A 22,084-nucleotide genomic window follows, 5' to 3' on the forward strand; every position below is an offset into this window, starting at 1 on the left:
CCTGATCAATACAGATGCGCCACGCCGAAGCCGAACGCCGTGCCCGGATACTGCGGCGCATTGCGATGGCGGCCCAGGCTGGCATACAAGGTGGTGCGGCGTGACAAGGCGTAGTCCGCACCCACTGAAGCGTAGTGGCTGGTGCTCGCGTCCAGCCGCTGGCGGCTGTAGCCCATCTTCAGCATCACGGCCTGGGCCAGCTGATATGTCGCGGATACAGTGGTGGCGCGCGACCTGCCGCCAGTCGCCCGTGCGCGGCTGTCGTCATACGCAGCCATGATGGCCACAACACCCAAGGTGTATTTACCGGCGACAAACGTGTCGCGGTCGCCGATGCTGTTGCGCTCGAAGGCCGCCATGGCCGCCACCGCCCCCTGCCCATATTCCAGTACCACCGACACGGGCCGCCGCGTCGCGCCCTGCTCGCGCTGGCGCTCGGGCGAGCCGCTCAGGCGCAAGGTCACGCCCCGCACCGTGGGCGAGTCGTAGAAAATGCCGTTGTTCAGGCGGCCATATTCCGCCGTGCCGTTGTTGCCGAAGGGGTCGCTGGGCGTCAGATAATGCCAGTGCTGCCAGGCCGGCGAGGCGATGCGGTTGAAGTTGGCCCAGGGATCGAATTTCCAGTCGTTGGCCCACATCGCCGTCATGGCCCGCCCGGCGCGCACCGTGCCCCAGCCGCCCTGCAGGCCGATGGTCGCTTCATCGTGCCAGAACGGTTTGTAGCCTGCGCCTTCGCTGGCGCCGGTATCGAGTTCGGCGCGGGTGGCGAGGCGCAGCACAGCTTTGACGCCGCCGCCCAGGTCTTCCGTGCCGACGATGGCCAGATTGCTGCGCTGGATGGTGCCGACCTTGCTGGCGCCGTCGAAATCGCGGAACACGCCGAGGTCCAGCATGCCATTGAGCGTAAGCGACGATTGCGCCCGGGCCGGCATGGACGCGGCAAATGCACCCAGGGTGGCGCCGGCAAGCACCAGAGCTTGTTTGTAATGCATGATGATGGTCTCCTTGATGGGAAAAACGCTCTGCGGCGTCTTTTCAACAGGTAAAAGCTCCCCCTGCCCGGCGCGTGGCCGGGGTCAGGATGGAACCAAAGGGAAGATAAAACTCAGTCGATGACAGGTTTGCCGCTGGTGCGCCGCGCGCGTGTGGCGACCCAGCACAGGATGGCGCCGCCACACACCATGGCCGAGCCTTGCCAGAAGGCGATGGAGAGCGGCGCGCGCAGCAGCAAGGTTGACAGCGCCGCCGACAGCACGGGGATAAAGTACGAAGCGCCGGCCAGCACCGTGACATTGCCGTGCAGGATGCCCACGTTCCACGCGCCATAGCCGAAGCCCATGGCGGCGGCCGCCAGCAGCAGATAGACGATGGCCTCGCCCGTAAATGCCATGTGGCCGCCACCGCCGAGCAGGTACTTGCCCCACAGGCTGATCGAGACCAGGATAAAGAACAGCGTCACGCCGTTCTTGCCGGCCGCAATGCGCGCCGTCACCGTGCAATACGCGGCCCAGATCAGCGCGCCGGCAAACGCCAGGCCGTAGCTGAGCGGATTGTCGCGCACATTGTGCAGCATGCCGGCCAGATCGAAACCCTGCTCGCCACCCAGCACCCAGCAGATGCCGGCCACCGACAGCAAAAATCCGGGCACGATCAGCACATTGGTCTTCTGGCCGTTGAACAGGATGGCGGCAACGATGGTAAACGTGGGCCACAGATAATTGACCATGCCCACTTCGATCGCCTGTTGCGCCGTATTGGCATAGCCGATCGACAGCGACAGGCACAGCTCGTACGTGACGAACAGGATGCTGCCCCACACCAGGTAGCGGCGCGGAAACTCGCTGAGCCGTACCCAGCCCACCGACAGCAGCAGGAACACCGACGCCACGCTGTACATCATGGCGGCGCCGCCCGTGGGACCGAGCAGTTCGCTGACGCTGCGGATCAGGCCGACAATCGAGCTCCACAGCAAGATGGCGACCAGGCCGATCATGGTCGCCTTGTTCGTGTTCTTCATTATTCTATCCAGTCAGTTCTTGCATTGCCGCGCCCGGTGACCGCCACCGGGCGCAAGGTATTGCCTATGCCGGCGCGTCGATCCAGATGGTCTTGATCTCGGTGTACTGGTCGTGCGCCCACTGGGACTTGTCGCGGCCGCCAAAGCCCGACTCCTTGTAGCCGCCGAACGGCGTGCTGACGTCGCCTTCGCCAAAGCAGTTCACCGTCACCACGCCGGCCTGGATGGCGCGCGCCACCTTGATGGCGTTGCGCAGATCGTCCGTGTAGACCGAGGCGGCCAGGCCGTACACCGAGTCGTTGGCCAGCGCAATCGCCTCGTCCACCGTGGCAAAGGTGGTGACCGACAGCACGGGGCCGAAAATTTCTTCGTGGAACAAGCGGCTGTCCGGACCCACGCCATCGACCACGGTCGGCTGCACGTAGACGCCCTGCTCGGTTTCGCCGCCAAACACCACCTTCAGCTTTTCCTCGGCGGCCACCTCCAGGTAGGAGCGCACCTTGTCGAAATGCGCGCGGCTGACCATGGCACCCAGGCGATTCTCCGGGTCGAGCGGATCGCCCATCTGCCATTCTCTCATGGCAACACCCATGCGCTCCAGCAAAGACTGCTTGATGTCCGCATGCACGATCAGGCGCGACGAGGCCGAGCAGTTTTCGCCCATGTTCCAGAACGCGCCGTTGACCAGGTACCGAGCCACGGTGTCGAGGTCCGCCACGTCCTTCAGCACCACGGCGGGATTCTTGCCGCCGCATTCGAGCACCACGCGCTTCAGGTTGGATTCGGCCGCGTAATGCAGGAACAAGCGGCCCGTGTCGGTCGAGCCCGTGAAACTGACCATGCTGACATCGCGGTGGCGGCCCAGCGGCTCGCCCACTTCGCGCCCGCCACCGGGTAGCACATTGAAAACGCCGGCCGGCACGCCGGCCTGGTGCGCCAGTTCGGCCACGCGCAAGGCGGTCAGCGTGGTTTCCTTGGCCGGCTTGACGACGATGGAGCAGCCGGCCGCCAGCGAGGGGCCGATCTTCCAGGCCAGCATCAGCAGCGGGAAATTCCACGGCAGCACCAGGCCGACCACGCCGATCGCCTCGCGCACCACCAGCGCCAGCGCGTTCGAGCCGACCGGCGCCGTATGGTCGTAGATCTTGTCGATCAGCTCGGCGTGCCAGCGTATCGTGTGGATGGCTTCGGGAATATCCGTGTTCTGGCATTCGCGGATCGGCTTGCCGCTGTCCAGGCTTTCCATCACGGCCAGCTCATGCGCATGCTGTTCCAGCAAGCCGGCAAAGCGCAGCAGCACGTGCTTGCGTTCGGTGGGCGACAGGCGGCTCCAGCGGCCGTCTTCGAACGCCGCCTTGGCATTGGCGACGGCCACATCGACATCCTCGGTGCCGCAGGCGGCGATACGGGCCAGCAATTTGCCGGTGGCCGGGTTGCTGGTCTCGAAGGTCAGTCCCGACAGCGCCGGGCGAAAGCCGCCATCGACAAAGGCCTCGGTCGGCAGTGTGACGGTTTCGGCCAGGGCCGCGTATTGTGCGGCGGACAGCAGTTCGGCGGCCATCAGGCAGCTGCGCCGGTGATGGCGGCCACGTCGCTTTTCAAGCGGGTGACAACCGCCTGCAGGGCTTGCTGCTCGTCCTGCGTCAGGCCTTGCAGCGGCGCGCGCACGCCGCCGGCGCGCAGGCCCACCAGGGTGCTGCCGTGCTTGATGGCCTGCACGAACTTGCCGCCTTCCAGGTAGTCCATCAGCGGCAGCATGGCCGACATGATGCGGCGGCCCTTGTCGAAATCCTTCTCGACGGCGCAGGCGTGGTACAGCGCGATATGTTCTTTCGGCAAAAAGTTCGAGCCGGCGCAGACCCAGCTGCGCGCGCCCCAGGCAAAGAATTCCAGCGCCTGGTCGTCCCAGCCGCACGACAGGCCGATGTCAGGAAAGTCGCGCGCCAGCATATGCAATTGGTTGGCCTGGCCCGAACTTTCCTTGATCGCCACGAAGTTCTTCGACGCCTGCGTGACGGTCTTGAAAAACTCGCGGCCCATGGACATGCCCATGCGGCCAGGGTAGTTGTACAGCATGATGGGCAGGCCGGCGGCCGCATCGATGGCCAGCGCGTGGGCCGCGTTTTCCTGTTCGGTCGGCAAGGCGTATGGCGGCGTGCCGACCAGGATGGCATCGGCCTGGATCGCTTTCGCCAGCTTGGCGTACTCGACGGATTCCTCGGTGCGGATGGCGCCGGTACCGATAATCAGTTGCGCGCGGTTGCCGATCACGTCCTTGGCCAGCCTGGCCAGCGCCACGCGCTCCTCGGTCGAGTGCGCATAGTATTCGCCGGTGGAACCAGCGATGATGATGCCGTGGATGCCTTCGGCGACCAGGTATTCCAGCACTTCGGCAAACGCCGTGTTGTCGATGCTGCCGTCGGCCGCCAGGGGCGTGATCGCGGGGGTGTAGATGCCTTCGAATGTCATGATGATCTCTTTCGGTGAAGTAATTGGGTGGAAAATTGCGGAATCAGCGACGCAGCGACGCGGCCTGCTCCAGGCTCATGCCGCGCGTCTCGGGCGCCAGCCAGACCGACACCAGCAGCCCGACCAGCGACACGGCCGCGGCCACATACATGGTGTTGCCGATGCCGATGCTGTGCAGCGACATCGGTACCAGCCAGGTGCCGACAGCGGCGCCGACGCGGGTCATGGACGAGCCTATGCCGACGGCAAAGGCGCGTATCTCGGTGGGGAACAGCTCGTTCGGGTAGACCAGTTCCAGTACCTGGGCGCCGCCGATAAACAGCGCATAGGCGCCGAACATCAGCAGCACCAGGATTTCGCCGCTGTCGGCAAAGGCGCCCAGCCCCAGCAGCGCCAGGCTGGACCACAGGAAGCTGTGGATGATCAGCGGGCGGCGGCCCATGCTGTCGATCAGGCGGGTGGCAACCACGCAGCCGACCACGAACAGCAGGGTGATCAGCACGGAGCCATAGGCGGCCCAGTCGCCCTTGAGTTTCAGCGCCTGCAATACCACGGGAGCGAACGAATATACGGCGAACATCGGCACCACGGCGGCGGTCCAGAAGACGATCACGAACAGCATGCGCTTGCCGTAGCCCGAATGCAGCAGGTCGCCCAGCGAGACTTTCTTTTCCGTGCTCTGCGCAGGCATGTTAGCCACCGAAAACGATGCGCCATAGACTTGTTTGATGACCCGGTCGGCCTCGTCGAGGCGGCCCTTGCTGACCAGCCAGCGCGGCGATTCAGGCGTACCCAGGCGCACCAGGAACAGCAGCGCACCGAGCACGGCGGAGCTGGCCAACACCCAGCGCCAGCCATCGGCGCCGCTGTGCGCCAGAATGAAGTTGCCGGCGATATACGACAGCGCCGCGCCGATAAACCACAGGATGGTCAGCCCCGCCAGGCGCGGCCCGCGGTTCTTTTGCGGCAGGAACTCGGTCAGCAGGGAACCGGCCACCGGGTATTCGAGGCCGACGCCGATGCCGACCAGGAAGCGCAGCACGAACAGAGCGATGCCCGATTCGACCCACAATGAGCCGATGGAACCCACGATAAACAGCACGGGGCCGACAAAAAACAGGCGCCGGCGCCCTACCCTGTCGGTCAGCCAGCCGCCGAGGAAGCCGCTGCAAAACGTGCCCAGCATGGCCGAAGCGGCGACCATGCCCTGCCAGAATGTATCCAATTGCAGATAATCGGAAAATTGCACGATGGCGACGCCAATAATACTCAGGACATATCCGTCCAATATCCAGCCGCCGCCTGAACGCAATGTCATTAACTGGTGGAATCCATTTAATGGCACATCTTCGATGGAGGTGAGCGATCCATCTTTATCGGTTTTATAATTGTTATTCATTGCAGATTATCTCCTGTGGTTTTATTAATTCTGCGCGTATGCAACCCTGCTGAATCTCTCGATTCAGAAAATATCAGTCAGTTTGAGTTCCCTGGTTTATTGCTGGTGTGAATGAATCAGCTTTCCATGCCGGCCTGGCGCTGGCCCCACCACAGACGGGCGTTGACCCCGACCGACAGGAAAGGTTCTGGCGGCAAGGTATTCGGGCCGGAGGTGGCCAGCAGGAAATCAAGCAGTTCATGGCGCTTGCCGGCGATCATGTCCGCCAGCAAGGTGCCGGTGACGGTGCCGCGCGTGACGCCCAGGCCATTGCAGAACAGCGCGCCATGGACGTTCGGCGCCAGCTGGCCGAAAAAGCCCCGGTGGTTCTGCGTCAGCGCCAGCGAACCGCTCCAGGTGTAGTCGAAGCCGACATCGGGCAGCATGGGAAAGCGCCGCTGGAAGGATAGGCGATGATTTTCCTGGAAGCGCCGCAGGCAGTGCGGCTTGGACTGCTGGCCCGGATTGAAGCTGAAGCTGTTGCGCATCAGGATGCGGTTGTCATGCGTGCGGCGTACCGTGCTGCCGAACGGGTCGGCGGGAATCACGCCCCAGAACGGCTTGCCGCCCAGCTGCGCCTGCTCGGCGTCCGTGAGCGGGCGCGACAGGCTGGCGTACAGATACATGGGCAGCACGGTGTGTTTCAGGAAACCGAAGCGCGCGCCAAAGGCGTTGTTGGCCAGCACCAGCTGGTCGGCGATGATGCGGCCCTGGCCGTGCGTCAGCACCACCTGCGCGCCGTACTCGACGCCGGTGATCGCCGTGTTTTCATACAGGGTGACATTGGCCGGCAGGCTGTCGGCCAGCCCCTTGACCAGGGCCGCCGGCTGTACCAGCATGGTGCCGGGCGTAAATAATGCCTGGCGATAGAAGCTGGTGCCGATATCGTCCGGCAAGTCCTTGCCCGGTATCACCTCGTAGGCCTCGCCCAGCTTGTCCAGGCCGCGCCGGTAGGCTGCCAGCACGGCAATACCGCGATCCTCGACCGCCGCCTGGTACTTGCCGCTGGCGCGCAGATGGCAATCGATGCCATGCGCCTCCACCTGCGACTGCAGGATGGACTGGCCCATCCGGTTGAGCTTGAGGGTGGTCCTGGCGATGGCGATGTCGCCGATATAGTCGTCGGCGCCGATGTCGTGTGGCAGGTCGATGGCAAAGCCGGCGTTGCGGCCCGAGGTGCCGAAGCCGACTTCCTGTGCATCGATCAACACCACTTCGTCGCCGGGAAAATTCAAGGCCAGTTGCCGCGCGGCCGCCAGGCCGGTGAAGCCGGCGCCGACCACGGCCCAGCGAGCCTTTTTTTCGCCGCTGTGCGCCGGTTTGGCCTGGCGCGCGGGGGCGGTAAGAAACCAGCCGCACAGCGCATCGTCTTTGGGCGTGACGTTTATTTTATTCATGTTTGTCTCCTGTGCCGCTTTTGATCCATGATCGATTATTTATATTTATAAATAATCAATGGCGCACCAAAAGCAATTCAACGTAGGCTTGTTTTTTTATGCCGGTCACTGCGCCATCAATCACGATTCAGGGAAATATGAATGATTGGTGATTGTGGTTTGATGCCGATATAATGTTTTTATCTGATGACAGAGTCTAGATATTCCGCGAGCCGGGCACAAACGACTTTTCGTGCATAAAATTGATAACAAGGCGTTATGAATCAGCATCCCTCCACCGACCAGCTGTTGCTCAAGATGCCATCGCTGCGGGCGGTACGTTCCTTTGTTGCCGCGGCGCGCTACCAGAGCTTTACCCGGGCGGCCGAAAGCCTGTGCGTGACGCAGGCGGCGATCAGCCGCCAGATCAAGGAGCTCGAAGAACATCTGGGCGCCAGCCTGTTCGACCGGGTCGGCCGCTCGGTCAGGCTGACGCCGGCCGGCGCGATCTTCTTCGAGGCGGCCCAGCTATCATTCCTCAATATTGCCCAGGCGGCGGCGCGCGTGCGCAAGGATCACGGCAAGCACGCCAGGCACACGGTGACGGTCTGCTGCACGCCCGCTTTTTCCGCCTTGTGGATGGCGCACCGGCTGCCCAGCTTTTTCAGCGCTAATCCCGATATCGACCTCGACCTGGTCACCACGCAGAACTTTTTGTCGCTCGAACCGGGCATGCATCCGGACGTGTTCATCACCAAGATGTCGCGCGTGCGCGACGGCTATGTCAGCGTGGCGCTGTTCCACGACCGCATCTATCCGGTGTGCACGCCACGCTACCTGGAAGAGCATCCCGAGATCGGCAGCCTGGAGGGCCTGAGGAATGGCGTGCTGCTGAACCTGAGCCCTTACGGACGGTCGCAGGTGGCCGAGCATGTGGACTGGAGCGTGTGGCTGGCCGTGCACCGCCTGGACATGGCCGACGGCTTGCAGCATGGGGCGCATTATTTCAATGCGAATGACTACAACCTGCTGATACAGATGACGCTCAACAACCAGGGCGTGGCGCTCGGTTTCGACCATCTGGTAAGCCCGTTGATCGCGCAGGGGCAGCTGACCAGGCCGCTCGCGCAGGAGCTGGTGCTGGAAGACACTCATCACTACCTGGCGTACCGGGAAGACAAGGCGGATGACAGCGCCCTGCAGCGCTTCCGCAGCTGGTTTTTCGCGCAGGGCGGCGCGGCGGCGCCGGCCTAGCCAGACAAAAAATCAGCGCTTGGCCGCGCTGGATTTTTCCGGCGTCACGAACGCCAGCCCTTCCTCGAACGAGCGCAGCACGATATCGACCGACTGCTCCACCGCGGACTGATGCGATGGCGACACGCCGGTGCGGTGGCGGATGGTGACCAGGGTGGCGTCGGGCAGATACTCGCGCAGCTCGCCGGCCAGCACGCGCCATTCGTCGAGCGCCGCTTCGTCCGGATAGATAATGAAGGCGGTGCCGACCAGCCCGCCCTTTTCGGTCACCGGTTCCGGTTGCGGCTGGCCCAGCACGATGCTGCGCACGTCGCCGCACACTTCGCGCAGCGCCAGCACCAGCAGTTCGGTGCGAAACTCGTCACGATCGTTGGCCAGGCTGGCGCACAGGATCACCGAGTGCAGCGGCACGTCGAGCGAGCCCTGGAAAGTGCCCAGCCGCGCTTCCCTCGCATGGCGCAGGTGGGCGCCGATATTGGCTTCCGCCAGCGACACCTTGCGGCGGCGCCAGGCGCCGTAGCGGCTGCCGCTGGCGGCCTGCGCCAGCGTATCGGCCAGGGCAATCACGGTGCCGCGGATACGATCCTGCTGGGCCTGGTCGATCAGGCCCAGCGCGCGGTCGCGCATGGCCAGGTCCAGGCCCGGCAGCAGCACATGGTCGCAGTAACGGGCAAAGCTGTTCCTGCGCAAATAGGCCTGGGCATGCTCGATGATGGCGGTGGAACTGCCGGCCAGCACGCGGTGATAGAAGCGCTCCGCTTCGCTCACGCCCGGCGTGTCGGCAAACAGGATGGTGATCGCTTCAAGCGCGCGGATATGGCGGCCGGCCACCACCAGGCACAAGGTCAGCGGCGTGGAAATGAGCAGGCCGGCAGGTCCCCACATGGTGCCCCAGAACAGGGCCGAGACGATCACCGCCAGCGGCGACAGGCCGGAACTGTGGCCATACACCTTCGGTTCGACGATATTGGCAACCACAACTTCCAGCGCGGCAAACAGCGCCATGCACGACAGCGCCAGGGTCCAGCCCGGATCGATGGCCGCCACGAACACAGTGATGGCCAAGCCGGCCACCAGCGCGCCCACATACGGCACAAAGCGCAGCAGGCCGCTCAATGAACCCCACAGCAGGGCATGCGGCACCTGCAGCAGCCACAGCCCCAGCGAGACGGTCAGCGCAAAGATGATGTTGACGATAAGTTGAGAAAAGAAAAACCGCGACACGCCTTCGGCCGCGTGCACCAAAGTACGCATGGTGCGGCTGACGTCGCCCTGCCCCGCCAGGCGCACCGCGCGCTCGCGCAGCGACTCGTGTTCCAGCAGGATAAACACCAGCAGGACGAACACCAGCCCCGCTTCGCCGACCGGACCTGAAATGACGGAAACGAAACGCGCCACCGTATCGCGCGCGGCCGGCACCGGCGTGCGGATCTCCACCGGGATCGGCTGCATCGCATTGCGCGGCAGGCCGGCGGCCGCCGTGTGGCCGGTACTCTTGGCCAGCGGCGACACGGCATTCAATTCGGCGGCCAGGCGCACGAACGGGCGTTCGGTCAGCTCCTGTATCCGCTCGATCTTGGTGTGGATGGCGGAACGGTAGTGCGGCAGTTCTTTCGTGACCGACACCAGCTGCAGCGCCAGCACCGCGCCCACCGCCGCCACGGACGCCCCCACCAGCAGCAGCGACACCACGGTCGAGGTGAAAAAGCCCAGCCCCCAGCGATTGAAGACGCGGATCAGCGGCGAGATCACCAGGCTCAAAATCAAGGCCAGCACCAGCGGTTCGAGCACCGGGCGGCCGAAATACAGCAGGCCCAGCGCGCAGGTGATGGTCACTGCGGAACTCATCGCGGGCCGTGACAGCACGGTGTTTTTTAATGCCATGTCAACTACTTCCCTTTTTTCTTCCCGAGACAGCCGGCCAGCCGGCGACAAGACGCAGGCCGATTTCCGCATGGCCAGGTCCACCCGCCACTTTACAGGTCGGCGATGCAATTCATGAAGGGCCGTGACAGCAAAATCGAAAAAGTTCCGGAAAACCACGCCCTGCTGCCTGACCGAGAAGTTGCCGTGCCGCAATCGTGCGGGGAGATCGACAGAAAAATGATATTTTGTTAAATATATAAAAGCACTATCGTTCTTTTTATATCAACCATCTGCCCTATTGAGGACCATTTGAAGCCCATACCCTATACCCCCGATAGCGAAGTCATCACAGACGATGAAGCCGCGCTCACCAACGACATCGTCGACACCATGGCCGCCTCGTCGCGCTGCGCCTTCGAGCGCCACCGCCATGCGATCCGCGATGCGCACGCCAAGTCGAACGGCTTGCTCAAGGGCCAGCTGACCATCCATCCGGACCTGCCCGAGGAATTGCGCCAGGGCGTGTTTGCCGAACCGCGCAGCTATCAGGTGGTCGCCCGCCTGTCGTCCGCGCCCAGCGATATCCACTCCGACAAGATCCCTGCCGCGCGCGGCTTTGCGTTCAAAATCATCGGTGTCGACGGCGAACGCCTGTCGCCCGACATCGAAGGCCACAACCAGGATTTCCTGATGGTGAACTTTCCCGCCCTCGCGTTCGGCACCATCGCCAGATACAAGCGCATGCTGGCGCTGCTGGAAGCGAACTCGCACGCGCCCGACACCTTCCAGCGCCTGCTGGCCGGCACCGCGCATGGCGCCAAGCAGGTGCTGGAAAGCCTGGGCGGCACGCCGGGCGCGACGCTCGACGGCCTGGCGCGCGACAACCACCATCCTTTGGGCGAGACCTACCATACGCAGGCGGCCATTCGTTTTGGCAACTACATCGCCAAGCTGTCGCTGCAGCCAAGCTCGGCCAGCGTGACCAGCCTGAGCGGCCAGGCAATCGACGATGTGCAGTATGCGAGCATGCGCGACGTCGTCACGGCGCATTTTGCCGAACATGGCGCCGAGTACACCTTGTGCGCCCAGCTGTGCACGGACCTGCACCAGATGCCGGTGGAGGACGCCGCCATCGCCTGGCCGGAGGCGCTGTCGCCGCACAGGCCGATCGCCACCTTGCGCTTCGCGCCACAGGCCACCGCCAACCCGGCGCGGCAGGTGTATGGCGACGATGTGCTGTCGTTCAATCCGTGGAACGGGGTCGCTGCCCACCGGCCGCTGGGCGGCATCATGCGCATCCGGCGCGCCGCGTATGAACGCTCGACCGCCTTTCGCCACGCCATGAACGCGCAGCAGCGTGTCGAACCATCGCAAGCCACCGATATCCCCGATTAAATCAAAGGAACACACCATGACCGAGCACAATCCCGACCCGCGCCTGGCGGACGAAACCATGCTGGAAAAAATCCGCCGCCAGGTCGACGCCGTCGCGCACGATGCGCCCCACCTTGCCAAAATCGCCCTGGAGGCGATGGTGCGCAAGCACAATCCCGACCTGAAAGGCACGGCCAATTCGGCTGGCAGGGTCGGCAAGCAGTCCGGCAATGTATCGGAACTGACGGCGATCGCACCGTTGAAAGCGGGCGGCGCCGAGCGCTTGCGCCGCATTTTCGATCTCACCAACGGCAATATGGATGGCGCGCAGCGCGTCTCCACCCTGCACGACATGCGCTTCGTCTTTTTCGACGACGACACGCGCATCCTGTTTGCCACCACCTACGATGGCGACTGGGACAGCTACATCAACGATTTCGCCACCAAGATTCCCGAGCTGATGGACCTGCTGTTTGCCAATATCGAAGGCTGGCCCGGCATCGACAGCCCTGCCGTCAAGGATTTTATTGCCGGCCACCAGATCGACGCGGCCGGCTGGTTTGTCGCCAATCCGCAGGTGACGGTGGTCGATACGCGCCGCTTCCAGCGCATGGACAAGGCGCTGACCGTCTTCCTCGACCAGATGGCCGCCCACCCGCCGCAGGACGAGGCCACGCGCCAGGCGCTCGACACCTTGAGCCAGGCCCTGGCGCAGCCGGAAGGAGTGGATTACTGATGACCTTCCTGACCGACCTGAAGGCGCGCTTTACGCGCGACCATGTGACCCTGGCGCTGGACGATATCCAGGCGTTGATCTTGCGCTCGCGCCCCGAACCGTATGTGGGCGTCCACGCCATGCTGCATGTCGACGAAGCCGAAGGCGGACGCGCGCTGCTGCTGCGCATGGCGGAACACATTCCGTCGGCCGCCGGCTGGACCGACGACCGCGACGCCTGGATGGGCGTGGCGATCAGTTTCGAAGGTCTCAAGGCGCTGGGCGTGCCGCAAAGCTCGCTGGCCAGCTTCCCGCTGCCGTTCCAGCAAGGCATGGCCGGACGCGCGGAGCAATTGCGCGACGTGGGCGGCAATGCGCCCGAACATTGGGACGAAGCGTTCCAGCCCGGCACCTGCCATATCGCGCTGACGATCTACGCCCGCGACGAAGTGGCCCTCAAGGTCGCGCTGGACCAGGCGATGGGCGAACTGGAGCGGTCACATGGCGTGACGCTGGTGGGCCAGCACGCGTTTGGCGCCGACGCGGACGCGAAAAACCCGTTCGGCTTTCGCGATTCGATTTCGCAACCCTTCGTCGCCGGCAGCGGCGTGGCGCCCTTGCCCGGCCAGGAACGCCCGATTGCCGCCGGTGAATTTATCCTCGGCGAAAACAGCGAAACCGGCAAACCGGTGGCCATGCCCGAGCCGCCCGAACTGGGCCGCAATGGCTCCTTCGTGGTGCTGCGCAAATACGAGAGCCGCGTGGGCGCCTTTAACGACTATATCCGCAGCCAGGCGCAGGATGAGGCGGCCGAAGAACTGTTGGCCGCCAAGATGGTGGGCCGCTGGCGCAGCGGCGCGCCATTGACTCTGGCGCCCGAGCGCGATGACACGGAACTGGGCGCCGATCCGTCACGCAACAACGGCTTCGATTTCTCGAAAGACCCGCGCGGCCTGATGTGCCCGCACGCCGCCCATATGCGCCGCTTGAACCCGCGCGACAGCCAGCTGACGATCATGACCGACGTCCATATCCACCGCATCATCCGCCGCTCGTCGACCTTCGGCCCGAAATGGCGGCGCGAGCTGACAGCAAGTGACGACACTGGCGAGCGCGGCATCTTCTTTATCTTTATCAGCGCGCGCGCCTACGACACCATCGAATTCTTCCAGCAGGAATGGATCAACCGCGGCAACTTCATCGACCTGGCGGAAGAACGCGATCCGGTGGTGGGCCTGCAGGAGCCGCCGGGCACCTTCACGATGCCGCAAGTGCCGGTGCGCAAGCGGGTCGATGGCGTGACGACCTTCAACCAGTTGCGCGGCGGGGAATACCTGTTCATGCCGTCGCTGGGGGCGTTGAGGTGGATAGGCTTGGCAGCCTGGAGCTGATGCTGCACGGTGGCCGGTCGTACCGGACACATTCAGGCTTGTGGCGGGAACTGACCCAGTTGCAGGAACAAGCCGAACCAGTCTTCCATATGCCAGGTGGTGGTGACCAGGCCGTTGGCCACCGTGTGAAACTCGTGCAGACGAAAGCTCACCTTCTTGCCGGTTGGCGCAATGCCGAACAGCTCGCCCAGGTGGGTACCGCTGATCTCGGCACGCACGGCAATCTTGCCTGGCTCCTGGACCATGTCGTGGATGGTGATGTGCACGTCCGGGAAGGCGGCGGCCATACTGCGAATGATGGGCTTGATGCCGGCCGGACCTGAGGCCTGGCCTGGCGCCAGCGGAATGTCGTCCCAGCCTGGCGCGAGTACGGCGTCCACCAGATCCGGGTTTTGTTCGCTGAATGCGCGGTACAGCGTTTCGACGGCGATGCGTTCGGCGCGCAGTTGTTGGGAAAGATCCGGGCTTGGGGTATTCATGGCGTTGCATCCTTGCGTTGATGGAAGAAGCATCAGTGTGGGCGCGCGTGTACAATCAGTCCAACAAATAACCTGTATATATAATTATTCGTTTTATGGATTTTCATGGCATAGATTTGAATCTGCTGGTGGCTTTCGATGCCCTGATGAGCGAGCGCAATGTCACGCGCGCCGCGATACAGGTGGGTGTCAGCCAGCCGGCGATGAGCGCCGCCCTGTCGCGGCTGCGCACCCTGCTCGGGGACCCCTTGTTCCAGCGCAGCGCTGACGGCTTGCTGCCGACGGCGCGCGCGCGGGACCTGGCGGCGCCCATCGCGCAGGCCTTGCAACAGATCGAAGCGGCGATGGTCCGGCAACCCGCATTTCAACCGGAAACTGCGTCGCTGACGTTCAGGCTGGGGCTGCAGGATTACCCGACGCTGGTCCTGCTGCCGGCATTATTGGAAGCGCTGGAAAAGAGCATTCCGGGCGTATCGCTGAATGTGCTGGCCTTCAACGACCGCGACGCGGCGGTCGACCTGCTCGATGCGGGCATGATCGATGTGGCCATCGGTGTGCTGCCGGGAAATACGGATGGCCGCATCCTGACGCGCCCGCTGCTGCGCGATGAATTTGTCACCATCGTCTCAACCGATCCATTGGCAGCCAGACGCGCGATGGATCTGGCAAGCTACCTGGACTTGCAGCACGTTCTTGTGTCACCCGAAGGACAGTTGCACGGCCTGGTCGACCAGGCGCTCGCGCAACAGGGTTTGAAGCGCAAGCTCGCCTTGACCTTGCCGCAACTATTCGCCGTACCGGCGGTTGTCGCGCGCACCAACATGGCGGCCACCATCCTCAAGCGCGTGGCGCTGCAGGCGCAGGCGAGCCATGGCCTGATGCTGTTTGCGCCACCGCTGGCGCTGCCGGAAATCGTGTTTCACCTGATATGGCACCGGCGCAGCGACAGCCACCCGGCGCAGCGGTGGTTCAGGGAGTTTATTGCAGAACAGGCCGTGGATTTGTGACGTGGCGGTTGGCAGCGGCGCGATATCAACGTGTGCAAGAACAATAAGGTTTGACACAAGCCGCACGATTTTCCACACGTGCTACAGCGACCGTTTCTGCCCTGATGCGGAAGTTCACGCAGCAATATATGAGTATCGTTCGATCATTTCCGCTCGGATGAAAATTTACTGGCTAAAGTTATTCGCATTCAGTTTTTCCAGAATTCGAGGCCAATAAAGTGCCATATTCTTGGAAATTAAAAATTGCTCATCATTACCCCGCTCAAGGAGCGCTGACTCTGCCCAATAAAAAACCACCGAGACGTAAAGATGAGGGTGCTGAAGAAGTAAATATTCCAGCGAAGACAGATACTCCTCGATATTTTTCTCATCTAGACCGAGCTGGAGCGCTTCATCCACTGAGGCGATTGTTAAAGACATTAACGTAAATCTTTCATCATCAGACAACGATGGCTCTGAAAGTGCAGTTAGAAATCCAGGCAACAAATCCGCATTAGCACTAGTTATTTCCCAATCCTGCATGGTGTCATCCCAACTTAGCCCGAATCGTTCGGAAAGATACCTTTCGGCTGCTCGCGTAGGGTATCGCTGCAATTTTTCAAGCGCCGACGACAGGTGTTTAGTCATATAAATGCAATTTCATATTTGGGGTGTTCGGCGTAACAGCTGCCGCTGGAAAGAATGCCGGCTTCTGGCCCCGAAGCAGACGTTCACACATGGAAAGAAAACTATAGGCTTAGCGCTGCGCTACATTGAGTGCATAGGCCTTCAGAGCTGACATGAAGTGGCGAAAAGTAACGTCTCAAATTCTGCCCTTTGAAAAGAGGGGCATCGTTTGGCGGCATCTCAGGCTTGTAGCCGCTAAACTGGCAGCAGACGCACGTATTTATCCAGCGCCTTAGCTCGGGGTACATCGCCAGATACCCTACTCCGTCCGCATACCTTGCACTCATTTGCACCTTAAAAACTGTTATAGAAAATGTCCGCTCTTGGCCGAACCCGGCCAACCAGCCCAAATTTCTACCGCCAGCCATGCCGACACAGCATCGTGATACCTCAATCCACGGCCCGCGTTTGATCCGGATCGCGAATTACAATAACTTCTGTTGAAACGCATGGCGCTCAAAAAACTATCGTCATCGACTTTGCTGTGACAGCTTGCTGCTGGCCACCATTTTCATGGCTGTATCGGCAGAAGGGAAAAATCAGTCCACTGAGAAAAGTGCTTGCGACAGCACAGTCGTAACTTACCCCAGCCGCGCCGCCACCCGCGCCACGCGCTGGCCGTAGGACTTGGCCGTATCGAGGTCGCCCTGCGGGATTTCTTCGACGCTGGCGTCCGAGGGCGATTGCACCAGCAGGCCAACCGAGCCGCCCAGGTTGTTCAGGTCAGTGCGTTGCGCCGCCTTGCTGTTCGATGGCGACAGGCCCAGGCTGACCCAGATGCCGCCATGCTGCGACGCCAGGGTCTGCATCGAAATCAGGGAAACGGCCTTGTCGCCATTGAAGCTGGCGCTATTGGTAAAGCCGCCGAACACCTTGTCCTGCCAGGCGCGGGTGAACCAGGCCTTGGAGGTGGCGTCGGCAAATTTCTTGAACTGCCAGCTCGGGCTGCCCATGTAGGTCGGCGCGCCGAAGATGATGGCGTCGGCTGCTTCGAGTTTTTCCCAGCCACCCTCGGGCAAATTGCCTTCCGCATCGATGGCCAGCAATTCGCCTGCCGCGCCTTCGCTGACGTATTCGGCAACGCGTTTGGTATGGCCATAGCCGGAATGATAGACAACCACGGTTTTCGTCATGAGATTCTCGCTGTAAAGAGGAACCCCAGTGTAGAGGATGCCAGGCCGCTTGATAAGTACGCACCAAAAGGTAAGTACCCCATCACCCTGCTCCAGCCGCCTTGCGCCCCGGCCGCCATTCGCCGAGGATGCTGGCGGCCACGATCAGCACGGCGCCCAGCAGCGCCAGCACGGGCAGCTGCTCGCCCGCCAGCCGGCCCACCAGGCCCGCCCATACCGGCTCGCCCGCGTAGATCAGGGTCGCCTTGGTGGCGGAAATGCGCTTTTGCGCCCAGTTCATCACATACTGGATCAAGGTGCTGGCCGCGCCCATCGCCAGCGCGCTCAGCACGAATACCCAGGAAAACGCCGGCCAGTGCTCGCCCACCAGCGGCATGGTCGCCAGCGCGCACAGCGAGGCCACGGCCAGCTGCACGATGGTGACGCGCGCCGTGCTCAGCTGCGGCGCCACGCGGCTGATGACGATGATCTCGCCGGCAATCGCCACCGCGCCGAGCGCCGTCAGCACCTCGCCCCTGCCCACGCCGCCGGCCACGCCTTCGGGACCGGCCAGCAGGAGCAGTCCGAGAAACGCCACCGCCACCGCCAGCCACGCCATCGGATGCTGGCGCTTGCGCAGGAACAGCCACTGGAACAGCGGCACCAGCGGCACGTAGAAGGCGGTGATAAAGGCCGACTTGCTGCTGTTGACATATACCAGCCCGGAGGTCTGCAGCGAGTAGCCGGCATAGATGGTGGCGCCGATGATGGCGCCGGCCAGCAATTCGGCGCGCGTCAGGCCGCGCAGCTGGCGATGGCACAGGCAGGCGCCGATCAGGGCGGCAATCGCGAAACGCGTGCCGACAAAGGCGAACGGGCCGCTGACGGCCACGGCATTGTGCACCACCAGGAAGGTGGCGCCCCAGATCACGGTGACGGCGATCAGCGCCAGTTCGGCACGGCCAAAGCCGCGGCCAGTCGCGCTAACAGGTAAGGAGCTTGTGTGCATGGACATGAGAAGGTAAGCTATGAGCAAAATACTTCCCATCATCATATGCGCAATATATTGCACAGTCAACCTGCCACCGGCAACGTCCTCGAACATGTCGCCCTCAATCTGCGCCGCCTGCGCGGGCAGGCGGGCCTGAGCCAGGAGGCGCTGGCCCGGCTTGCCGGACTCAGCCGCCGCATGATCAATGGCGTCGAATCGGGCCAGACCAATATCAGCCTGTCCAACCTCGACCATGTGGCGGCCGCGCTGGGCGTCACCTTTGTCGATCTGGTGCGTCCGCCGCAGTCAGCCGACGAGCGCCTGCAGACGCTGATCTGGACCAGCGACAGCGGCGCCAGCAGCGCGGTACTGCTGGGCGCGGCCCCGGCCAGCCGGCAGGTGGAACTGTGGCGCTGGACGCTGGCGCCGGGCGAGCGCTACGACGCCCTCCCCGACGGGTCCGGCTTCAGCGAAATGATCTGGGTGGTGAGCGGCGAACTGACGCTGGAGACGGAAATCCCCCGCACCATCGGCGCCGGCGACTTCGTGGTATTCGGCAGCGCCCAGGCCTATGCCTATGTCAACCTGGGCACGCAGCCGCTGCACTTCGTGCGCAACGTGATCAGCTGACTTCATTCCTGCTTCATCTTTGTTCGCTAGCATGAGCGAAACACTTTTGTGGCATAACTATGAAAATCACCATTATCGGCACCGGCTATGTCGGCCTCGTCACGGGCGCCTGCCTGGCTGAGCTGGGCAATGACGTCTTTTGCCTCGATCTCGACGCGAAAAAAGTCGAACTGCTCAACAACGGCGGCATCCCCATCCATGAACCTGGCCTGGAAGAGGTCGTGTCGCGCAACCGCGTCGCCGGCCGCCTGACCTTTTCCACCGACGTGGAAGCGGCCGCCCATCACGGCGTGCTGCAGTTTATCGCCGTCGGCACACCGCCCGACGAGGACGGCTCGGCCGACCTGCAATACGTGCTGGCCGCCGCGCGCGGCATCGGCAAGTACATGAACGAATACAAGGTCATCGTCGACAAGTCGACGGTGCCGGTCGGCACGGCCGAAAAAGTGCGCGCCGCCATCCAGGCCGAACTGGACCTGCGCGCCACCTATGCCACCTTCTCGGTGGCCTCGAACCCGGAATTTTTGAAAGAAGGCGCGGCCGTCGAAGACTTCATGCGGCCCGACCGCATCGTGATCGGTGTCGATACGACACCGGAAGGCGAGCGCGCGCGCGACCTGCTGCGCCGCCTGTATGCGCCGTTCAACCGCAACCGCGAACGTACCTACTGGATGGACGTGCGCTCGGCCGAGTTCACCAAATACGCCGCCAACGCCATGCTGGCCACGCGCATTTCGTTCATGAATGAACTGGCCAACCTGGCCGACAAGGTCGGCGTCGATATCGAAGCGGTGCGCCGTGGCGTCGGTTCCGATCCGCGCATCGGCTACAGCTTTTTGTACGCCGGCTGCGGCTATGGCGGTTCGTGCTTCCCGAAAGACGTGCAGGCGCTGGAACGCACGGCGCGCGGCCACGGCCAGGAACTGCTGATATTGCGCGCCGTCGAAGCCGTGAACGACAGGCAAAAACACATTCTGGGCGGCAAGGTGATCACACGCTTCGGCAATGACCTGGCCGGGCGCCACTTCGCCATCTGGGGCCTGGCCTTCAAGCCGAACACGGACGACATGCGCGAAGCGTCGGCACGCGTGCTGCTGGCCGATTTGTTGTCGCGCGGCGCCTCGGTGGCCGTGTATGACCCGGTGGCGATGGCGGAGGCGCAGCGCGTGCTGACGCTGGACCTGGCGCCGGCGCAACTGGCGAACGTCCGCTATGCCGACAGCCCGTCCGACGCCCTGGTCGATGCCGACGCACTGGTGATCGTGACCGAGTGGAAAGCGTTCCGCAGCCCCGACTTCGAACTGATCAAAAAGCGCTTGAAGCAGCCGGTGATCTTTGACGGCCGCAACCTCTACGAACCGGACAGCATGGCCCTGTATGGCATCGAATACCACGGCATCGGCCGCTCGGTGCTGACCCGCTAATATCCAGCTGGTCGTCGTGCTGCGCTGGGCTGCGGCAAAAGAAGTCGACCGCGCTGGTCCAGCTGGCGGGCTGGCGCTTCAGTGCTGCCCGACCGGGATCACGGCCGGCTTGTTTTTCTCCTTGACCAGGAACACCAGGAACTTGGCGGGTTTGGTCTTGCTCGCGTTGCGGCCGACCGTATGCAGGTCTTGCGGGCCTTCATAAAAAGTCTGGCCTGGCAGCAGCGTTTGCTCCTTGCCGCCCTTCACGCCCATCACGATAGACCCTTCGAGCACATAGATGAACCCGTGCGCGTCGTGGCGATGGACCGGGTCAAAACCGCCCGGCGGGTAGTCGACCGTGATCATCAGCACTTCCTTGCCCGGCAGGTCGGACATGGCCTTGGTCATCAATTCCTTGACGACCGGGTCGGTGGCGCCGGCGTGGGCAGGCGCCTGCATGCAGCCGGCGGCAACAACGAGGACGCCGAGGGCGCGGGATAGTGGGGCAAGACGGAACATGGCAATCTCCTTCGGGGGACATTTGGGGATAAACAGCGCGGCAAGCGCAACTCACCCAGTCTAGGCAGCGCCCGGCGCCGGCGCCATGCCCCCGGCGGGCCGCATGCTGTTGCCGTCAAAACACCAATCGCCGGCGCGCGGGCGTGGCATGGTCTGTACCGGCGCTGATCACTCCCGCAGGTTCACCTGGCGGGCCGGCCGCGCCTTGGCCTAAAAAGCGGCTTATTTGTCATTGCCGCACGCCGTGGGCATCACTACCATTCAGTCTGCTTCTGCACTGAAAGGAATGTATGTCCCACGCCCGCAGCATGAGCCTGGCCAGCCTCGCCCGCGACCGCAACGACGCCCTCGCATCGAGCTTTGCCACCACCTACGCCGGCGTGGTGGCCTTTATCGCGGTGGTCCATGAAGGCAGTTTTGCCAAGGCGGCGGAGCGGCTGGGCATCGGCCGCTCCGCCGTCAGCCGCAGCGTGCAAAAGCTTGAAACCCAGCTCGATACGCGGCTGTTCCTGCGCACCACGCGCAGCACCACCCTGACCGCCGAGGGCGAACTGTTTTATGAAAACTGCCGGCCCGGCGTCGACCGCATCGTGCAGTCGGTGGAAGAGATGCGCGAACTGCGCAGCGGCACGCCGCGCGGCCAGCTGCGCATTTCAGCCACCGTCGGCTTCGGCCGCAAGGTGGTCGCGCCGCTGCTGCGCGGCTTTCACGCGCAATTTCCCGACATCGGGCTCGACCTGGTGCTCGACGACCGCGCCACCGATTTCATTTCCGACCGCATCGACGTGGCATTTCGCAATGGCCGCATGGACGACAGCCAGGTGGTCGCCAAACAGCTGATTCCGATGCAGATGCTGCTGTGCGCCTCGCCCGAATACGCGCGTACGCACGGCCTGCCGGACAGCATCGACGCGCTGGCCGGACATGCCTGCATCAATTTCCGTTTCGCCTCGGGCCGCGTTTTCAAGTGGGAATTCAAGGTCGATGGCGCCATCCGCAAGGTGCAACCTAAAGGCGCGCACTGCTTCAACGATGCCGACCTGGTGCTGCAGTCGGTGCTCGATGGCGAAGGCATCGCGCAAATGGCCGGCTACCAGATCTGCGAGCACCTGCGGGCCGGGCGCCTGGTGCCGTGCCTGGCGCACTACGCGCCGGACGACCGCGGCCACTACCTTTGCTACCTGAGCCGCCACCATCTGCCGCTGCGCATCCGCGTGTTTGTCGACTACATGACGCAGCACGTGCGCCAGCTCGACCTGCACTGCCTGTCGGCCGTGCCGGGCGCGCAACTGCGGAGCGCCGCATGAACAGGCTGGCGCCGGCCTTGTCCTGGTGCTGGCCGGGGTGCGCCTGGCGCGCTGATTGGTGCATGTG

The 22,084-nt window shown here is 63.2% G+C and carries 20 protein-coding genes; 8 read left to right on the top strand and 12 right to left on the bottom strand.

Features of this window, described 5'->3' with window-relative positions:
- Positions 1-5: 5 nt before the first annotated feature.
- The 6 genes from ACP7B7_RS08340 to ACP7B7_RS08365 all read right to left on the bottom strand — a co-directional run bounded on the left by ACP7B7_RS08340 (position 6) and on the right by ACP7B7_RS08365 (position 7,321).
- Positions 6-992, bottom strand: coding sequence for a porin (locus tag ACP7B7_RS08340; protein WP_426076345.1), 987 nt, complete (start codon positions 990-992; stop codon positions 6-8).
- Between the two features lie 113 nt (positions 993-1,105).
- Positions 1,106-2,017 carry an aromatic amino acid DMT transporter YddG gene (yddG, locus tag ACP7B7_RS08345; RefSeq protein ID WP_426076346.1) on the bottom strand — a complete coding sequence of 304 codons (912 nt, stop codon included), beginning with the start codon at positions 2,015-2,017 and terminating at the stop codon, positions 1,106-1,108.
- Positions 2,018-2,081: 64 nt separating this feature from the next.
- Entirely contained in the window at positions 2,082-3,578 is a 1,497-nt protein-coding gene (locus ACP7B7_RS08350) for an aldehyde dehydrogenase (protein WP_426076347.1), read from the bottom strand.
- Positions 3,578-4,486 (bottom strand): dihydrodipicolinate synthase family protein, encoded by a 909-nt coding sequence (locus ACP7B7_RS08355; RefSeq protein ID WP_426076348.1) that lies wholly within the window; start codon positions 4,484-4,486, stop codon positions 3,578-3,580. The genes ACP7B7_RS08350 and ACP7B7_RS08355 overlap by 1 nt, the downstream gene beginning before the upstream one ends.
- A 43-nt stretch (positions 4,487-4,529) precedes the next feature.
- The gene (locus tag ACP7B7_RS08360; protein WP_308920707.1) at positions 4,530-5,804 is read right to left on the bottom strand and encodes an MFS transporter; all 1,275 of its coding nucleotides are present in this window, start codon (positions 5,802-5,804) and stop codon (positions 4,530-4,532) included.
- 197 nt (positions 5,805-6,001) lie between these two features.
- Positions 6,002-7,321, bottom strand: coding sequence for an NAD(P)/FAD-dependent oxidoreductase (locus ACP7B7_RS08365; protein WP_426076349.1), 1,320 nt, complete (start codon positions 7,319-7,321; stop codon positions 6,002-6,004).
- A gap of 258 nt (positions 7,322-7,579) precedes the next feature.
- Here ACP7B7_RS08365 and ACP7B7_RS08370 point away from each other — a divergent pair, with 258 nt between their 5' ends.
- Entirely contained in the window at positions 7,580-8,554 is a 975-nt protein-coding gene (locus ACP7B7_RS08370; protein ID WP_426076350.1) for a LysR substrate-binding domain-containing protein, read from the top strand.
- A 12-nt stretch (positions 8,555-8,566) separates the two neighbouring features.
- On the opposite strand, the gene ACP7B7_RS08375 is transcribed toward ACP7B7_RS08370, so the two are convergent.
- Entirely contained in the window at positions 8,567-10,438 is a 1,872-nt protein-coding gene (locus ACP7B7_RS08375) for an AI-2E family transporter (protein WP_426076351.1), read from the bottom strand.
- Between the two features lie 291 nt (positions 10,439-10,729).
- Between ACP7B7_RS08375 and ACP7B7_RS08380 the strand changes: the two genes are divergently transcribed.
- The 3 genes from ACP7B7_RS08380 to ACP7B7_RS08390 are packed head-to-tail and all read left to right on the top strand — an operon-like array spanning position 10,730 to position 13,900.
- A complete protein-coding gene (locus tag ACP7B7_RS08380) occupies positions 10,730-11,815 on the top strand; it encodes a catalase family protein (protein ID WP_426076352.1) in 1,086 nt (361 codons plus the stop codon).
- A 16-nt stretch (positions 11,816-11,831) separates the two neighbouring features.
- The gene (locus ACP7B7_RS08385; RefSeq protein WP_308920702.1) at positions 11,832-12,530 is read left to right on the top strand and encodes a hypothetical protein; all 699 of its coding nucleotides are present in this window, start codon (positions 11,832-11,834) and stop codon (positions 12,528-12,530) included.
- Complete coding sequence (locus ACP7B7_RS08390) at positions 12,530-13,900, top strand: Dyp-type peroxidase (RefSeq protein ID WP_426076353.1); 1,371 nt, start codon at positions 12,530-12,532, stop codon at positions 13,898-13,900. Before ACP7B7_RS08385 ends, ACP7B7_RS08390 begins: the two co-directional genes overlap by 1 nt.
- Positions 13,901-13,932: 32 nt before the next feature.
- Here ACP7B7_RS08390 and ACP7B7_RS08395 read toward each other — a convergent pair whose 3' ends face one another.
- Positions 13,933-14,379 carry an ester cyclase gene (locus ACP7B7_RS08395; RefSeq protein ID WP_426076354.1) on the bottom strand — a complete coding sequence of 149 codons (447 nt, stop codon included), beginning with the start codon at positions 14,377-14,379 and terminating at the stop codon, positions 13,933-13,935.
- Positions 14,380-14,495: 116 nt separating this feature from the next.
- On the opposite strand from ACP7B7_RS08395, the gene ACP7B7_RS08400 reads away from it, so the two are divergent.
- The gene (locus ACP7B7_RS08400; protein WP_426076355.1) at positions 14,496-15,386 is read left to right on the top strand and encodes a LysR family transcriptional regulator; all 891 of its coding nucleotides are present in this window, start codon (positions 14,496-14,498) and stop codon (positions 15,384-15,386) included.
- 165 nt (positions 15,387-15,551) lie between these two features.
- Here the strand turns inward: ACP7B7_RS08400 and ACP7B7_RS08405 are convergent, their stop codons facing one another.
- The 3 genes from ACP7B7_RS08405 to ACP7B7_RS08415 all read right to left on the bottom strand — a co-directional run bounded on the left by ACP7B7_RS08405 (position 15,552) and on the right by ACP7B7_RS08415 (position 18,179).
- Positions 15,552-16,013, bottom strand: coding sequence for a hypothetical protein (locus tag ACP7B7_RS08405; RefSeq protein WP_426076356.1), 462 nt, complete (start codon positions 16,011-16,013; stop codon positions 15,552-15,554).
- 620 nt (positions 16,014-16,633) lie between these two features.
- Complete coding sequence (locus ACP7B7_RS08410) at positions 16,634-17,185, bottom strand: flavodoxin family protein (RefSeq protein ID WP_308920696.1); 552 nt, start codon at positions 17,183-17,185, stop codon at positions 16,634-16,636.
- 82 nt (positions 17,186-17,267) lie between these two features.
- A complete protein-coding gene (locus ACP7B7_RS08415) occupies positions 17,268-18,179 on the bottom strand; it encodes a DMT family transporter (protein ID WP_308920695.1) in 912 nt (303 codons plus the stop codon).
- Positions 18,180-18,230: 51 nt separating this feature from the next.
- Here ACP7B7_RS08415 and ACP7B7_RS08420 point away from each other — a divergent pair, with 51 nt between their 5' ends.
- Together ACP7B7_RS08420 and ACP7B7_RS08425 are read left to right on the top strand one after the other, a co-directional pair.
- Positions 18,231-18,785, top strand: coding sequence for a helix-turn-helix domain-containing protein (locus tag ACP7B7_RS08420; RefSeq protein WP_426076357.1), 555 nt, complete (start codon positions 18,231-18,233; stop codon positions 18,783-18,785).
- 59 nt (positions 18,786-18,844) lie between these two features.
- Complete coding sequence (locus tag ACP7B7_RS08425) at positions 18,845-20,209, top strand: UDP-glucose dehydrogenase family protein (protein WP_426076358.1); 1,365 nt, start codon at positions 18,845-18,847, stop codon at positions 20,207-20,209.
- 78 nt (positions 20,210-20,287) lie between these two features.
- Here ACP7B7_RS08425 and ACP7B7_RS08430 read toward each other — a convergent pair whose 3' ends face one another.
- Positions 20,288-20,710, bottom strand: coding sequence for a cupin domain-containing protein (locus ACP7B7_RS08430; protein ID WP_308920692.1), 423 nt, complete (start codon positions 20,708-20,710; stop codon positions 20,288-20,290).
- 290 nt (positions 20,711-21,000) lie between these two features.
- On the opposite strand from ACP7B7_RS08430, the gene ACP7B7_RS08435 reads away from it, so the two are divergent.
- On the top strand, positions 21,001-22,017 hold the full coding sequence (locus ACP7B7_RS08435; protein WP_426076359.1) for a LysR family transcriptional regulator: 1,017 nt from the start codon (positions 21,001-21,003) through the stop codon (positions 22,015-22,017).
- Positions 22,018-22,084 lie beyond the last annotated feature (67 nt).

Origin of the sequence: Janthinobacterium sp. PSPC3-1 (assembly GCF_049896105.1) — a bacterium.
Taxonomy (GTDB): domain Bacteria; phylum Pseudomonadota; class Gammaproteobacteria; order Burkholderiales; family Burkholderiaceae_D; genus Janthinobacterium.